Origin of the sequence: Staphylococcus sp. GDY8P198P (genome assembly GCF_017891615.1) — a bacterium.
GTDB classification, from domain to species: Bacteria; Bacillota; Bacilli; order Staphylococcales; family Staphylococcaceae; genus Staphylococcus; species Staphylococcus cohnii.
Genome location: NZ_JAESJQ010000012.1, coordinates 1 through 15,002 on the forward strand (window position 1 = coordinate 1; position 15,002 = coordinate 15,002).

The 15,002-nt window shown below is 31.3% G+C and carries 17 protein-coding genes; 7 read left to right on the forward strand and 10 right to left on the reverse strand.

What is annotated here, in order from left to right; translation table 11 throughout:
• Nucleotides 1–316 precede the first annotated feature (316 nt).
• From KA824_RS09265 to KA824_RS09280, 4 genes are all read left to right on the forward strand, one after another.
• Nucleotides 317–1,192: an undecaprenyl-diphosphate phosphatase gene (locus KA824_RS09265; protein WP_107360223.1), complete on the forward strand. Its 876-nt coding sequence runs from the start codon at nt 317–319 to the stop codon at nt 1,190–1,192.
• 159 nt (nt 1,193–1,351) lie between these two features.
• A complete protein-coding gene (locus KA824_RS09270; protein ID WP_107386406.1) occupies nt 1,352–2,053 on the forward strand; it encodes a hypothetical protein in 702 nt (233 codons plus the stop codon).
• Nucleotides 2,054–2,058: 5 nt separating this feature from the next.
• Nucleotides 2,059–2,523 carry a YaiI/YqxD family protein gene (locus tag KA824_RS09275; RefSeq protein ID WP_107384439.1) on the forward strand — a complete coding sequence of 155 codons (465 nt, stop codon included), beginning with the start codon at nt 2,059–2,061 and terminating at the stop codon, nt 2,521–2,523.
• Between the two features lie 3 nt (nt 2,524–2,526).
• A complete protein-coding gene (locus KA824_RS09280) occupies nt 2,527–3,093 on the forward strand; it encodes an LOG family protein (RefSeq protein WP_107384438.1) in 567 nt (188 codons plus the stop codon).
• A 57-nt stretch (nt 3,094–3,150) separates the two neighbouring features.
• Here KA824_RS09280 and KA824_RS09285 read toward each other — a convergent pair whose 3' ends face one another.
• Nucleotides 3,151–3,768, reverse strand: a complete 618-nt coding sequence (locus KA824_RS09285) for a LysE/ArgO family amino acid transporter (RefSeq protein WP_107384437.1) — start codon at nt 3,766–3,768, stop codon at nt 3,151–3,153.
• Nucleotides 3,769–4,079: 311 nt separating this feature from the next.
• On the opposite strand from KA824_RS09285, the gene KA824_RS09290 reads away from it, so the two are divergent.
• On the forward strand, nt 4,080–5,507 hold the full coding sequence (locus KA824_RS09290) for an aminotransferase-like domain-containing protein (RefSeq protein WP_107386408.1): 1,428 nt from the start codon (nt 4,080–4,082) through the stop codon (nt 5,505–5,507).
• 479 nt (nt 5,508–5,986) lie between these two features.
• Here the strand turns inward: KA824_RS09290 and KA824_RS09295 are convergent, their stop codons facing one another.
• From KA824_RS09295 to KA824_RS09310, 4 genes are all read right to left on the reverse strand, one after another.
• Complete coding sequence (locus tag KA824_RS09295; protein ID WP_019468188.1) at nt 5,987–6,541, reverse strand: GNAT family N-acetyltransferase; 555 nt, start codon at nt 6,539–6,541, stop codon at nt 5,987–5,989.
• A gap of 94 nt (nt 6,542–6,635) precedes the next feature.
• Nucleotides 6,636–6,932, reverse strand: coding sequence for a hypothetical protein (locus KA824_RS09300; RefSeq protein ID WP_046207354.1), 297 nt, complete (start codon nt 6,930–6,932; stop codon nt 6,636–6,638).
• A gap of 250 nt (nt 6,933–7,182) precedes the next feature.
• Entirely contained in the window at nt 7,183–7,395 is a 213-nt protein-coding gene (locus tag KA824_RS09305) for an SA0632 family lipoprotein (RefSeq protein WP_107505178.1), read from the reverse strand.
• A gap of 53 nt (nt 7,396–7,448) precedes the next feature.
• Nucleotides 7,449–7,910 carry a GNAT family N-acetyltransferase gene (locus KA824_RS09310; protein ID WP_181187685.1) on the reverse strand — a complete coding sequence of 154 codons (462 nt, stop codon included), beginning with the start codon at nt 7,908–7,910 and terminating at the stop codon, nt 7,449–7,451.
• Nucleotides 7,911–8,008: 98 nt separating this feature from the next.
• Between KA824_RS09310 and KA824_RS09315 the strand changes: the two genes are divergently transcribed.
• Nucleotides 8,009–8,692, forward strand: coding sequence for a DUF1129 family protein (locus KA824_RS09315; RefSeq protein ID WP_181187690.1), 684 nt, complete (start codon nt 8,009–8,011; stop codon nt 8,690–8,692).
• Nucleotides 8,693–8,768: 76 nt separating this feature from the next.
• On the opposite strand, the gene KA824_RS09320 is transcribed toward KA824_RS09315, so the two are convergent.
• From KA824_RS09320 to KA824_RS09340, 5 genes are all read right to left on the reverse strand, one after another.
• The gene (locus KA824_RS09320) at nt 8,769–9,929 is read right to left on the reverse strand and encodes an MFS transporter (RefSeq protein ID WP_107384433.1); all 1,161 of its coding nucleotides are present in this window, start codon (nt 9,927–9,929) and stop codon (nt 8,769–8,771) included.
• A 159-nt stretch (nt 9,930–10,088) separates the two neighbouring features.
• Complete coding sequence (locus KA824_RS09325; RefSeq protein ID WP_019468182.1) at nt 10,089–10,577, reverse strand: DUF456 domain-containing protein; 489 nt, start codon at nt 10,575–10,577, stop codon at nt 10,089–10,091.
• 6 nt (nt 10,578–10,583) lie between these two features.
• Nucleotides 10,584–11,792: a sugar efflux transporter gene (locus KA824_RS09330; protein ID WP_107384431.1), complete on the reverse strand. Its 1,209-nt coding sequence runs from the start codon at nt 11,790–11,792 to the stop codon at nt 10,584–10,586.
• An 89-nt stretch (nt 11,793–11,881) separates the two neighbouring features.
• A complete protein-coding gene (locus tag KA824_RS09335; RefSeq protein ID WP_210133263.1) occupies nt 11,882–12,736 on the reverse strand; it encodes a LysR family transcriptional regulator in 855 nt (284 codons plus the stop codon).
• 166 nt (nt 12,737–12,902) lie between these two features.
• Nucleotides 12,903–13,631 carry a ribonuclease FAU-1 family protein gene (locus tag KA824_RS09340; RefSeq protein ID WP_181187684.1) on the reverse strand — a complete coding sequence of 243 codons (729 nt, stop codon included), beginning with the start codon at nt 13,629–13,631 and terminating at the stop codon, nt 12,903–12,905.
• 211 nt (nt 13,632–13,842) lie between these two features.
• On the opposite strand from KA824_RS09340, the gene KA824_RS09345 reads away from it, so the two are divergent.
• Nucleotides 13,843–14,955: a 5-methyltetrahydropteroyltriglutamate--homocysteine S-methyltransferase gene (locus tag KA824_RS09345; protein WP_107384428.1), complete on the forward strand. Its 1,113-nt coding sequence runs from the start codon at nt 13,843–13,845 to the stop codon at nt 14,953–14,955.
• The last annotated feature ends 47 nt before the right edge of the window (nt 14,956–15,002 follow it).

A 15,002-nucleotide genomic window follows, 5' to 3' on the forward strand; every position in this document is an offset into this window, starting at 1 on the left:
AATTATACGGACTTTATCTATTTTTGCCATAATTATAATTAAACGATTGAATTATTAAATTTTAAACATAAACAGTAAACTTTTCATCATTATAAACTTATTAAATTATAAATAAAGTTTTCCAAAAAATATTTTGCCGTTCTAATGGAAATTTATAATGATGTACTTTTCGCCTCCATTAACTGAAGTAAGTACCTTTTTCCTCAGTCTTTAGTCCAAAATCTTATTTATCTATGGCACTTTATAATTTTAATGTGCTATTATTATAAAATGAAAATGAATAAACTATAATCCATATTATGAAAGTAGGTTAATTATGATATTGCTTGAATTGATAAAAGGAATCATTCTAGGAATTGTCGAAGGATTAACTGAGTTTGCACCTGTATCTTCTACTGGTCATATGATTCTTGTAGATGATATGTGGTTAAAATCAACTCAATTTTTAGGCTCTGAATCTGCATTCACCTTTAAAATTGTGATTCAGCTCGGTTCTGTGTTCGCAGGAGCCTGGGTATTCCGTGAACGTTATTTTGAAATGTTACATATAGGTAAATATAGATCTGAGCCCATCGATGGTATCGGTCAAAAACCAAAACGCTTAAACTTACTCCACATCATTGTGGGTATGATTCCAGCCGGTATCCTTGGTTTAATGTTTGACGATGTTATTGAAAAATATTTATTTAGTGTCCCAACAGTCATGATTGGATTATTTATCGGGGCAATATATATGATTATTGCAGATATATACAGTAAAAAAGTTACGAATCCACAAACAGTAGATCAAATTAATTATTTCCAAGCTTTTGTAATTGGTTTATCTCAAGCTATCGCTATGTGGCCTGGTTTCAGTAGATCTGGTTCTACAATTTCAACAGGTGTACTTATGAAAATGAACCATAAATCTGCTTCTGATTTCACATTTATTATGGCAGTTCCTGTGATGTTAGCAGCAAGTGGTTTATCACTAGTAAAAAACTTTGAATATATTCATTTAAACCACATTGGTTTTTACTTCCTAGGGTTTATCACAGCATTTATCGTTGGTTTAATTGCCATTAAAACATTCTTATTCTTAATTAGTAAAATAAAATTGATTCCATTTGCCATTTATAGAATTGTGTTAGTTATTATAATCGCAATCCTTTACTTCGGCTTTGGTATAGGCCAGGGAATCAGTGGACAGTAAAATGGTTAGAGGCTGAGACAAATAATTTGTCCAGCCTCTTCTTAAATTTCATTTCTAAAATTACAGCAATAAATCCATGAAAGAACGTGTATTTACCGTTTATTATGATGTATTATGGGGTAATAAGTAGATAGTATAAAATTATTGGAGGCAACGAGTATGGACAAAAAGCAATTAATTAAAACAATCATCACAGTAGCGCCTGTGTTTTTAGTACCGTTAATCGTTGAACGTAAACGTATTAAAGATCATCCAGATGTTAAAAAAGCCAGTGATGCAACTGCTAAAGCTTCAAAAACCGTAGCAAACAAATCTGTTCAAATTAAAGATACAGTAGTAGATAAATCTTCAAACGCAAAAGATTATGTTATTGATAAAAAACATAATATAGATCAAAAACGCGAACTAAAACGTATTGCTAAAGAGCACGATCCTGCTTATATTGAGAAAAAAGGCGAAAAACTTGAAAAAGAAAATCGTAAAGAAGCAGAGAAAATGAATAAGAAATTACAGAAAAATATAGACAAACGCCACAATGAAGAAGATAAGAAACGTCAAGAAAATGAAAAACAACGTATTCAATCTATGAAAAAATCTAACAAACACATGGAAAAAGTTGGCATGACTCCAGGAAAACTAGACAAAGAAACAGAACAAAAAGGCGAAAAACTTGAAAAAGAAAATCGCAAAGAAATAAATAAATTCAATAAGAAATTACAAAAAAATATAGATAAACGTCATAAAGAAGAAGACAAAGCTCGCGATAAAAATAAAAAAGATCGTTTAGCGGAATTCAAAAAGTACAAAAATTATGTTGCTAAAAGCATTGTTAAACAAAACAATGAAGAAAAAGGTAAATAATTATTATGACTCAAGTCATCATTGATGGAGATGCTTGTCCTGTTACCAATTCTGTTGTTGAATTGACGAAAGGGACAAGCATCTTTGTTACCGTCGTTCGAAGCTTTAGTCATTTTTCTTCAAAAGTACAACCTGATCACGTCAATATCATTTATGTTGATGACGGCCCAGATGCGGTCGATTATAAAATAGTTAAAATCACTCAATCAGAAGATATTGTAATAACACAAGATTATGGACTTGCGAGTTTATTGTTAAATAAAGCTAAAGTTGTTATGCACCATAAAGGGTTTGTGTTCAATCAAAATAATATCAACACCTTGTTAGAACAACGACATGCTAGTGCACAATTCCGAAAAAGTGGCGGGCGTACTAAAGGTCCTTCTGCTTTTACAGCAGATGACATTGCGATATTTGAACAAAATTTTTTGTCTATAATTAATGATTTGTCATTATTTACGGAGGAATAGAGTATGAAAAAAATTGCTGTTTATTGTGGTGCAAGTAAAGGTAAAGACGCATCCTACATGAAAGAAGCTTATCAGTTAGGCACTTATATGGCTAAACATAATTATGAACTGGTATTTGGTGCTGGTTCTGTTGGTATTATGGGAGCAATTCAAGATGGTGTATTAGATCATGGCGGTAGTGCCATTGGTGTTATGCCCAATATGTTAAACGAACGAGAAATTACTAGTACTAGACTAAGTGAACTCATATTAGTTGATTCTATGCATGAAAGAAAAAACAAAATGGCAGAATTAGCAGATGCATTTGTCATGGCCCCAGGAGGCGCTGGCTCTTTAGAAGAATTTTTTGAAATGTATAGTTGGTCACAAATTGGTATTCATGAAAAGCCAATCGCTATCTATAATATCAACAGTTTTTTCGAGCCTTTACAAACATTGATTGATCATATGATTCATGAGGGATTTATCGATAAAAAATATCAATCACTTGCACCACTATGTAACAATCCTGAAGAGCTGTTCGAAACGATTCATAACTATAAGCCTTTAGGTGTTAGAAGTTACGATTAACTTTAAAAGCAGAGATATGTATGCATTACGATGCAATTATCTCTGCTTTTCTTATGTTTAAAATAGTATTACTAATAATTGTTTTAATATGATACATGCAACTATCACAATAATCATTGCTGAAAATTTATTTAATATTAAGATATATTTTCCAGTTTTATCAATATTACCTACGACTTTGCCAGCAATAGCCAAAAATATAAACCAAAACCAAGAAACAATGATTGTAGTTATGGTAAAAAACATTTTATCTGTACCTTCATATATTGCTGCGTTCGTACCTATAACACCAATGGTATCCATAATTGCATGAGGGTTCAGTAATGAAACAGACAAAGCAAAACCAATTTGCTTTCGCGCAGACATTGATTGATAACGATCAAGCGCTTGAGGTTTCTCTTTCCATAATGACCAAGCCATATAAATAAGAAAAATAAAACCAATACAATAAATTACAATTTGTAACATTGGTAGTGACAGTAATATAACTGACACACCTAATACAGCTAATACAATTAATAATGTATCACATAGCCCTGCTGCTATGATCACTGGAATTGTCTTAATGAATTGTTTTTGGTTTGCTCCTTGATTAAATACAAATACATTTTGTGCACCTAAAGGTAAAATTAAACCTAAAGCTAAAAACAAACCATGAATCATTGGTTGAAACATATTATCTCCTCTTTCTGAATAACAAAATCATCACTAAACCATACCAGTTTCCCCTTCTCTCGAACTTAACTAGCAGGTATATTTAGCCATTCACAATCAATTACTACTAACCATCATTTCGCTTTAATTCACACATTATACTGATGCTTTCGACTGAATGAATTAATCTTCTACAAAATAATACGCATTAAATATTCAAATATAAATACGGAGCGTGATTCTGTATATAATCATGATACAATATATTCAATTGATTTTTACCAACCAGTTATAAATTAAAAAGCCAACCAATCATTTAAAGGAGATTTAACATGTTCACGCCAAAATACAAAGAAATTATTGATGATATACTTTCAAAGATTAAAACTGGTGATTTAGAAGCAGGTATGAAATTACCTTCTCAGAGGAATTTGGCTACTCAATATCGTGTCAATCGTTCAACTATTATTCAGTCTTTAGAAATACTACAAAGTTATGGAGTATTAGAAAGCAAAGCACGTAAAGGGTTATACGTTTCAAAAAGCAATTGGAATACATATATCAACCATAATATGAATTGGCATGACTATATTAAAAATAGCGCTTCAAAGAATAACCAATACTTTATACAACGAATTAACGAATTAGAATTCGATGCGCACATAATACGGTTAAGTACTGGTGAACTTAGTCCACATTTAATCCCAAACAAGCAATTTCGAGATATATTTTCAAAACAAACGACAACTGCTCTAAAAACCAATTATGAACACCCTTTAGGTAATTTGAATTTAAGAAAAGCGATTGTAAATCATGTTAAAAAATTGGGGATTACGTGTAATGAAGAAAACATTTGTATCACTTCAGGTGCATTGCAGGGATTAAAACTAATCGCTGACGGTTTACTCATACCAAATTCAAAGATTATTATAGAAACACCTTCATATATAAATTCTGTACATACATGGCATAATATTCGAGCAGACCTTAACTTTTTACCGATTTCTAAAATAAAACAACAAATAAATACTATTTTTAATGCAAAAACGTTATATAAAAATAGTATCTTTTATTGTATACCGACTTTACATAACCCCACACAACATTCATATACCCAAGCAGAAAAATATAAATTAATTCAACAATGCCAACAAGCAGGTATCCCTATTGTTGAAGATGATGTATACGGCGACTTGTGGTTCGAAGGTCTTCGCCCTCGACCTTTAAAATCATTGGAAGAGAACGATAATATTTTATATATGAGTAGTTTATCCAAAACAGTGAGCCCCGGTTTAAGAGTAGGATGGATTATAGGTAAACCTTCCGTTGTTATGCATTTAGCTGATTTAAAAATGCAAAATGATTATGGTGCCAGTTCACTATCACAATTTATCGCAACTGAGTGGTTAAATAATCCCATATACCATGAACAACATTTAAAATATTTAAAACAAGCGCTTTTAGAGAGACGTAATAAATTTATAAAATCCTTAAATCAACATTTTCAAGAATTAGGTACGTGGTCTATACCTAAAGGTTCTTATTATATTTGGTTCAAATTGAATGTGCCAGTAAACATGAAGACACTATTCGATTTAGCGATTCAAAATCAAATTTTAATTCACCCCGGTGAAATTTATGATAAAAACGCTCAATATCACATAAGGTTTTCATATTCTTATATAAATATTGAAGATATTGATGTTGCATTACAAAAATTGAGTCACCTCATTAAAAATCAAACACAAAAGAAAATATAATTAAAACATGGTTATTCATTGTGAATTTGTACCGTGCGGACGCGTAAGGGAATGATATGAGTGAGAGACTACTGGCTCGAATCATATCCCCAGGCAAGCATGCACGGTCAAAATCGTAATAAACAAAAGACTAATCGAGTTATATCACTTAATAAATTTAAAAATAAGATTTTCCATTAGTTATATCAATAGAATTATGTTATAAAATCTATAAGTTAATTACCCTATTTAGCTTATTTATTAGTATTAATAAGCTTATGCTAAGTACTTTTCTTTTATACTAAATCGTATCAACACATCATTTTGTACCGTGCGGACGCCTAGGGAAATGATATGAGTGAGAGACTACTGGCTCGAGCCATATCCCCAGGCAAGCATGCACGGTCAAAATCGTAATAAACAAAAGACTAATCCATTTTCATATGGATTAGTCTTTTTTATAAGAATGAGATTTATGTCTCACTACATTATTTAATATTTTATTTTGCTTGTTTTGTCAGATCTTTATAATACCTAACATGTCTTTTAAGCGGATGGTATTTGCTTAATTCTGGATATTCAAAGAAATCATATAATTCCATACCTATTTTTTCCATAACCTTACGTGAAGGTGCATTATTTTCTGAAGTAAATGCATATACGTCATTAATACCATGCTGTTTTGCATATTGGAGTACCGCTTCTGCACCTTCAGTTGCGAAACCATTCCCCCATACTTCAGGGATTAAACGCCAGCCAATTTCATAGAATGGTAGCTCATCAAACGTATATTTGCTGTCTTTAGGTACATAGTTCAATCCAATAAAACCAAGCCATCCATTTGTTTCTTTTAATTCAACAGCAAAAAGTCCTATACCATGATTTATAATAATGTCATTCATCTTTTTCATATCATGTTCTGAACGTCGATAGCTTAGTAAACTCGGGAAATATCTACGGACTTGATGATTCGCATTCATCTGTTGAAATGGAAGTAAATCTTCTGCTTGCCAGTCCCGTAACCTTAAACGCTCAGTTTCTATATAAACTGTCATACTGTTACACCTCTAAACTGGAAATTAAATTTCTATAGAAAATAACGCGTTATGATTATTCTCATACCGCGCTATCACATAGATTAAGCTTTGCTTATGCTCTTGAAATATAACTAATCAATTCAACATTTACAGCCACTTCTTTTAACCGACCACGTTCACTTTTTGGTGCGGTAAATGTTGCATCTATAAAATCATTTTTATGATTTAATTTGTAAGTAGCTACAAATGTATCAGTATCGGATTCAAAGTTTGGTAAATGTGCAATAACACGTTTAATTTCACCCGTTGAATCTTTGATTTCTCTACCAGTTATACTTTCAATTTCTCTACCTAACTCTGGAAGCGTAATTGAACGCCCTTCTAGTAATACAAAATCTTTTTCATGCATCGTTATTCCCTCTTTCTCCTAATGAAAAATGATTATTTAAAAACTGTGTATAATAAATGATTCATTATAAAGTCACGCTTGATATAAAAGTATTGCTAGACAACTGACTTATAATTTCAAATCTATTTTTGAAACTTTTTATGTTCATTACGTTAATGATACCCATTATAACAATTTGTAAAACGATAGTACAATAATTTCCTGGGAAATATTGCATAAAATCATTTTGTAAAGAAATAAATTTAGAAGCCTATGTTTCAGCGTTAACATCTTTTTCTAAATTTTTTGACTTATCTTGGAGTTTATCTTTTTGTTTTTCTAAATCTTCTTTTTGTTTTTTCAAATCTTTATTTTGCTTTTCTAATTTATCAATATCTTTCTCTAACGTTGCTTTTTCATCATTTTTTCCACAGGCTGTAAGTAACACAGTGGACGCAAGTATGAGTGCTAAACATTTTTTCATGTAAGAACTCCTTTTGTTAATTTCATAATAATAATATAATTTTATCATTATTTTTAAATATCTTCATTATTTATTATTAATCTTTTATTCATAGTTACTGTACTTATATGATATCCAAGTTTAAAATTCAAATCTTTCATTGCGTTATTGTGGTTGACTACTGTGCTTTCGATTTCTAAAGCACCTTTGGCATGCGCCCATATTTCCACTTCTTTTTTTAATACTTTCGCAATACCCTGATTTCGATAATCTTCTGAAACATACATCATTTCAATAATGACTTTTTGGTATTGTTTTAAATATTTTGCCCAGATAAAAGCAATCATTTGTTGTTGTTGTATTTCGATAATCACAACATCTGTGTTGGCCATTAATCCATTTTCAATCATTTCTTTGCGCAATGCAACAGAGATAGTAGTGTTTTGATATTGCTCATATTGTTCATTAAGTTGTTGTTCATGAATTTCTGCAATTTCATTTAAATACTGTTGTTGCGTTTGTTTTAAATATTCCATTATTACTCCTTTGAAAGTGTTATTGATTTATAATACTATATTAGTCATAATTAGCATTATCAATATATTTTATATGTAAGAAGGAATGCCAAATGCCGATGAAATCTACCGATAAATTAATGCGTGAAAACAATGTAAAAGCATTACGTTTAAATAATACAGATCGAGATACTTTCGAAAATTATATGACTTACGTTAGAGCAGATTTGAGTGTTAATCCGCATGATTCTGAAAAAATGTTAAATCGTGTTTTAAATCAGTTGTTGGAAACAGAAAAAGATGGTGCATTAGCAATGGAATTCTTTGATCATGATCCAAAAGCTCATGCAAAAAGAGAACTTAGACGTTTACCAAATGAAACAATAAGAAATATTTTCAAGTATATTATGCGTCATATTTTGCTGTTTGTGGGTATTTTTTGTTTTCTCAAAGGATTTGCAGGATTTTTTATTGGTGCAAAACGACTATATCTATATACTTTTCCGCTCACATTAATCGTAGGTATTGCTATCATTTTTTTCTTTATTTGGATGTTATTTAAAACAGTACAAATACGCTGTTTTAGTACATCACATTTATCTTGGCTTTTAACATATCTCGTTTTACTTTTATCCGTATGTGGGATATTTTATGTTTTTTTCATTCCACAGACATTTTTAACTGTAGGACCATATATATTAATCAGCAACTGGACTTTTATTATTATTTCTTTTATCTTCATTCCAACAGCATTATATATTGATCATCACTTTACTAATAAAAATACAAATGCTTCTTTATAAAGATAATTTAAAAACACGTTAGCACATACTTCTAAAATTTAAGAAGTGGCTGACGTGTTTTTAGTTTATGTTTCACTTATGTTGTTATACTTTCTTTCTTTTCTACTGCAATATTGATAAATAAGAATATAAGGCCAATTAATGTTAATATTGGCGCAATTAAACTTAAGGATGCAACTGGTAGATTTGTTACCACGACACCTCCGATAAACGCACCTAAAGCATTTCCTAAATTAAATGCTGATTGGTTAAGTGTACTCGCAAGTGTTGGTGCATCTTGTGAAATTAATGTACTTTTATATTGTAGTGATGGACTCATACTGAATCCGATCAGACCGAAAAAGAAAATACCTGCTACCATTAAGAGTCCATTCATTTGCACAAAATATAATAAGATGAAATATAAAATAAATGCACTAAATATCATTTTTAATGCTTTATTTAAATTCCAATCTGCAAGTTTTCCGCCTACAACATTACCTAATGTGACACCAATACCAAATATAATTAATAAATATGAAATTAAATTTTCTTGTACATGTGACACATCAATAAGTACTGTTGATATATAAGTAAAGTAAGCAAACACACTGCTAAACCCAAATAATGTAACAGCTAATGTTAACCATAAACGTTTTTCTTTTAAGATTTTTAGTTCATTTAATACAGATGATTTAACTGTTTCTTTTTTCATTGGTACAAATATAATAATACCTATTAATGCTAATGCTCCGATGATTGATATAATAATAAATGTCATTGGCCAACCAAAGCTTTGGCCAATTAACGTTCCAAATGGCACGCCTAATATATTACTCATGCTTAACCCCATAAACATTAATGCCATTGCACTAGCACGCTTTTCTGGTTTAACCATACTTGCTGCTAATATTGAACCTATACCAAAAAATGAACCGTGCGCTAATGAAGTAATAATTCGACTCGTCATCATGAATCCATAATTTGGACTAAATGATGCTGCAAAGTTTCCTATAATAAATATCGCCATTAATGCCAACAATAAATATTTTCTATTCCATTTAATTGTCAACATTACAATGATAGGACCACCGATCGCAACACCTAAGGCGTAACCTGTAATCAGTTGACCAGCTTGACTCACACTAACATCAAAATCTCTAGCGATGTTGGGCAATAAACCCATAATTACAAACTCTGTCATTCCGATTGCAAACGCACCGATTGCAAGCATCCATATAGCAATTGGATATTTCATTTAAGACTCCCTTCCTATTCCCGTTTTTTAACACATGTGAGTGATTATACTAAAGTAGTCATAACGAAAACAAGAAGATTGCTTATATTCCAATTCATTTATGCTATAGTAACGCTCGCCAAGATTGTATGCCTCTTGTAACATCTTTCATTACGTAAATTAATTGATTAATAATGCATCAATGAAAAACCAAATAACCATAATAATCATTATTATCGCTTGAGCGATAGAACTTGCTAAAAATGCTACAACTGAACCAAAACTTGCCTTTAAAGCTTTAGAAAAGTGTGGCTCCTGTATAAATTCAACTACTAGCACCGCTATAAATGGGATAATGATTATTCCAAATGGTGGAAAGACAAAACAACCAACAATAACACCAATCAATGCTGCATACTCGCTTAATTTTGATCCACCGAATTTACTGACAAAATATTTATTCATAATGAAATCTGCAATAATAATAAATATTGTGAACAATGCCATCGATACATAAAATATCCAAGACAAATGATGATTATCAAAGCCGAATTGATAAATTAAGAAACCAATCCACAATATAAGTACTGATGGTATAATTGGTTTAATTAAACCGATAAACGCTAAAACAAATGCTGCTATAATAAATAACCATAAAATCAATGTCATTACAATCTACTCCATACTTTCTTCTGTAAATTTTTGTTCTTTCGTAAAATATATTAAAATCATACCTAAAAATATTGATCCTGCTGAAACAAAGAACACGTTACCTAAGCCTACCCAGTGACTCATTATACCACCGAGCAGATTACCACATAATTGTCCTATCACCATCGCATTAGCAAATAATGTAGATGCATAACCAGGAAAATCAGGTAAAATATCTTGGAAATAACTTATACCTAATCCAAGTAGAATCGCTAGGAAGATTGCTAGAAAAACTTGGCCTACAATCATCATGATAAGACTGTTAAATACGCCAATACTAAAATAGAATAATCCTCCAAACAAACCTCCAAGTATCAGTAACGTACGTGTAGTCAACTTGGCCGATAAAATACCTAATATGACCATAAATGGTACTTCTAGTCCTGCACAAATACTAGCTAGCACGCCCACTCGACTTTCTGGCTCATTTAAAAAGTTCGTCACATACAATGGCATATTCAACGTATACATCCATTGTCCTATATGTAATAAAATAAAAGCCATAAATGGTACAAATAAAACTTTATCTCGCAGCATATTAGGTGCAGCCGCTTCGACATGTGTACTATCTGCTACCGGACGTTTTGTTTGAATATCTTTAAAGAAAAAAACTTGTAATAAAAGTGTGAATAATATGATTGTTATCGTTCCGCCAAATAAACCTGCATATCCTTTAAAACTAAGTAACAACGCACCTATAAGTGGACCGAACAAGAAACCAAATGAAAACATCGAACGTAATACAGCGTTAGCGAATTTCGCTCTATCCTTTGATGTAGAAGTATTGATCGATTCTCTCGCTGACGCATACATTTGAGGCATAGCCGGGGCAAAACAACCTTGGAAAATGGCATACATTACTATAAAAACCCATATCTCATGAACATAAAAATAAATTGAAAAACTGACTGCGCCCATAAAAAGCGCAGTAATAATAATCGTTTTTCTATTGATACTATGTGTATCAGAAAAACGCGCTACAATTGTATTCATAGTGAATTGGCTAATTGCAGCTAATGCTAATAACAACCCATATTGGGTAGAAGTCATACCTAAATCATTTGTGGCAAATAATACCAAATACGGTACAGTGATCGCAATACCCATACCTAACATCATCATATTAACAACAAATAATTTATAATTTTTTATATGTAACAATTCACTAAACATTTAGCGTCCTCTATTCCTATTAAATTCAATATAACTCTTCGCAAAGTTACTTTTATAACTGAACCAAAATATTCAATTGTAAATAATTATTATTCCACGTATTCCATTATTAAATTAATAAATGAATCAACTTGTGGCAACTGTAACATGCTTGGATCATAGCTTAAATAAGTAGAACGAATCAGCGGTTTATCGTCTATATCTACGCGTTGAAACGCAAATTGTTCCTTATCTAAGTGTTTCATCATTATTTCTGGCAATATGGTCACGCCAACACCATTTAATAACATTTCTTTACATGTCGCCACTTGATCAACCGTAATCATCGCGTGATAATCTTGACCGATTTGACTACCATACCATTCTTTAATTTGATTAATATATATAGGATCAGCCTGAAATTCGATAAACGGCATCTTTTCTACTTCATCATTACGATTTTTTGCATGGATAAAATAATGTTCGTCATTAAATAAATGTGTGTTGCTTAAATTCATCATTTTATTACCACGAATAATCATCACATGATAATCTCTATGGTTAGCTTTAATTTGTTCACTTGATCCTACTTGAACTTGAATTTCTACATTTGGAAATTGTCGTGTATATAAATTTAATACAACTGGCAACAACGTTTGACCTATTAAAGACGAACAACCGATGGAGATGGTACCATTTACTTCGCCGATATGTGCTTGCATCTTATCTAAAAATAGACGCTCTCTATTTAACATATCGCGCGCGTGTTCAATAATCATCATACCCTCAGTCGTAGTTATTAATTGCTTTTTTGTACGTATGAATATGTCGACACCAAATGCATTTTCTATCGCTTTTAATCGTTGAGTTACTGCTGGTTGAGAGATATATAAAATTTCTGCTGCTTTCCTGAGCGTTTTTGTCTCATCTAATGTAGTTAACAAGCGATAATCGTCAATCTTCATAATTATCCCCCTATTTTTACAAATACTTAAATATCTTTATTTATGGTGGCCTTACTTTTATCTACTTTGCGTTAATTACTTATATTCAGTAATCTTCAATTCTCGCAGTGTTTACTATAACATGGTTAATGCATGACTAATATAGGGAATTTTGTTTACCACAATTTTAAGATTTTTGAGATGCATTTGAATCTTTAATCTTACTATGATGTGATTTATTTTTGTTTTGATTAGAATGATTATGATACTTATTGTATTTTTTTATCGGCTTATGTTTAGTCTCATTGTATACAGAGTCTTTGTCTTTATGCTTTTTTCCTTTAAATTTTTGTTTATTAAAAGAAGATTGTTTTTGAGAATTCGCTTTTTGTTTTATTTTATGAAAACAATACATAATTTTGTCTTGCATCGTTGTAAAATCTGTATCAATTTTAATCATTAACTGATGTGCGATAATGTATGCTTCGTGATATTGTTTCTTCGTTATTTGTCCTTGATTTAAAGCGCGTAACAAGTCGTCTTCATCTACAAGCTCGTATGCTCCACTAGGTAATGCTAATACGTCCAAGCATAAATCAATCGTACGCGCATTTCCTTTTTGCGTAACATTTTTTATATTTATGTCAAAGTAATATTCTAACGGATTGCCCTTGTCGTCTAACATCACTGTGATACTATAACGCTTTTTTTCAGGTAATATTTGTAACCATTGATAGTTATCATCAGCAACAACAATATTTTGTCCTACCACCGATACTTCTAGTGGTTCACGTACTTTTTTCATCGTTACTAACCCAATAATACCTTTAAATTTGTTATTATTCACTTTGACTTCCGTATACTCTCTGTCAATGATGCGACGCCAGTGACGTTTATCAATATATTTTACTTTCACTGCCACCAACTCCTTGTCATTATTATATAAAACTGAACCTTACATGTCATCTTATGTTTGTTACATTTAACTTTTTAGTTAATAGTGAGTAGATAATTATTTTTATTGTACTATATTTCATAGCGCAAAAGCGAAATTGACAATTGTTGAGAATTTTGTTAAATTTTTAATATATTTTTCAGAAAATTCTTTAAAAAAGGGAGATAGCCATATGTCAACGACGCAAAGACCATTTAGAGCGGATCACGTAGGGAGTTTACTACGTCCAAAACGCTTAAAAGATGCACGTAAAGATTATCAAAACAATGAAATAGATGCACAAACTTTAAAAAATATAGAAGATGAAGAAATTGAACGCATCATAGATAAACAACTAGAAATTGGTTTACATAGTATTACTGATGGTGAATTCCGCAGAAGTTGGTGGCATTTTGATTTCTTAGAAAACTTGGATGGTGTTGAAGGTTACACATCTGAGCGAGGTTTAACATTTGAAGGTGTGGAAACTAGAAATCACAACGTCAAAGTGGTTGATAAAGTTGCATTCAATCCAAATCATCCCCATTTTGAACACTTTAAATTTTTATATGATAAGGTGAACGGTCGTGCAACAGCAAAAGTTTCTATTCCTAGTCCAAATCAATTATTCCATCCTAACATTTTAAACGAAGAGATATATCCTGACATCAATGATTTTGCACATGATGTAGCAAAGGCTTATCATGATAGTTTACTTAAATTCTATGAGCTTGGTGCACGTTATATTCAACTAGATGATGTGTATTGGGCAAACTTGACTTCTGGAACACAAAACACACGTGGGCGTGATAGAAGTGAATCAGAAAAAGAAGTTGCGCGTCAACTTGCTTATAAAGTGATTAATGAAGCAATCAGTGATTTACCAAAAGATTTATTAATCACAACACATATTTGTCGCGGAAATTATCAATCTACTTGGGCCATTTCTGGTGGTTACGAACCAATCGCACCGTATCTATTCAAAGAACAATTAGATGGTTTCTTCTTAGAATATGACGATAAACGTTCAGGTGATTTCGAACCCTTAAGATTTTTCCCAAAAGACCGTTCATTTGCAGTATTGGGATTATTCACTTCAAAAAACGGTGAATTAGAAGATAAAGATACTATTTTAAAACGTGTAAAAGAAGCACAAAATTATATAGATTTAGAACAAATTTGTCTAAGTCCGCAATGTGGTTTTGCTTCTACAGAAGAAGGCAATAAATTGACAGAAGAAGAACAATGGAAAAAGTTAGCTTATATTGTTGAAATCGCTAACGAAGTTTTTGGTACTTCAAAATAATATTAATTAAAAAACTCGTGTTACTTTCACAACTGTTTTAATGAGAA

Coding starts and splice junctions, on each gene's coding strand:
- KA824_RS09265 (WP_107360223.1), top strand. CDS start 317: ATGATATTGCTTGAATTGATAAAAGGAATCATTCTAGGAATTGTCGAA.
- KA824_RS09270 (WP_107386406.1), top strand. CDS start 1,352: ATGGACAAAAAGCAATTAATTAAAACAATCATCACAGTAGCGCCTGTG.
- KA824_RS09275 (WP_107384439.1), top strand. CDS start 2,059: ATGACTCAAGTCATCATTGATGGAGATGCTTGTCCTGTTACCAATTCT.
- KA824_RS09280 (WP_107384438.1), top strand. CDS start 2,527: ATGAAAAAAATTGCTGTTTATTGTGGTGCAAGTAAAGGTAAAGACGCA.
- KA824_RS09285 (WP_107384437.1), bottom strand. CDS start 3,768: ATGTTTCAACCAATGATTCATGGTTTGTTTTTAGCTTTAGGTTTAATT.
- KA824_RS09290 (WP_107386408.1), top strand. CDS start 4,080: ATGTTCACGCCAAAATACAAAGAAATTATTGATGATATACTTTCAAAG.
- KA824_RS09295 (WP_019468188.1), bottom strand. CDS start 6,541: ATGACAGTTTATATAGAAACTGAGCGTTTAAGGTTACGGGACTGGCAA.
- KA824_RS09300 (WP_046207354.1), bottom strand. CDS start 6,932: ATGCATGAAAAAGATTTTGTATTACTAGAAGGGCGTTCAATTACGCTT.
- KA824_RS09305 (WP_107505178.1), bottom strand. CDS start 7,395: ATGAAAAAATGTTTAGCACTCATACTTGCGTCCACTGTGTTACTTACA.
- KA824_RS09310 (WP_181187685.1), bottom strand. CDS start 7,910: ATGGAATATTTAAAACAAACGCAACAACAGTATTTAAATGAAATTGCA.
- KA824_RS09315 (WP_181187690.1), top strand. CDS start 8,009: ATGAAATCTACCGATAAATTAATGCGTGAAAACAATGTAAAAGCATTA.
- KA824_RS09320 (WP_107384433.1), bottom strand. CDS start 9,929: ATGAAATATCCAATTGCTATATGGATGCTTGCAATCGGTGCGTTTGCA.
- KA824_RS09325 (WP_019468182.1), bottom strand. CDS start 10,577: ATGACATTGATTTTATGGTTATTTATTATAGCAGCATTTGTTTTAGCG.
- KA824_RS09330 (WP_107384431.1), bottom strand. CDS start 11,792: ATGTTTAGTGAATTGTTACATATAAAAAATTATAAATTATTTGTTGTT.
- KA824_RS09335 (WP_210133263.1), bottom strand. CDS start 12,736: ATGAAGATTGACGATTATCGCTTGTTAACTACATTAGATGAGACAAAA.
- KA824_RS09345 (WP_107384428.1), top strand. CDS start 13,843: ATGTCAACGACGCAAAGACCATTTAGAGCGGATCACGTAGGGAGTTTA.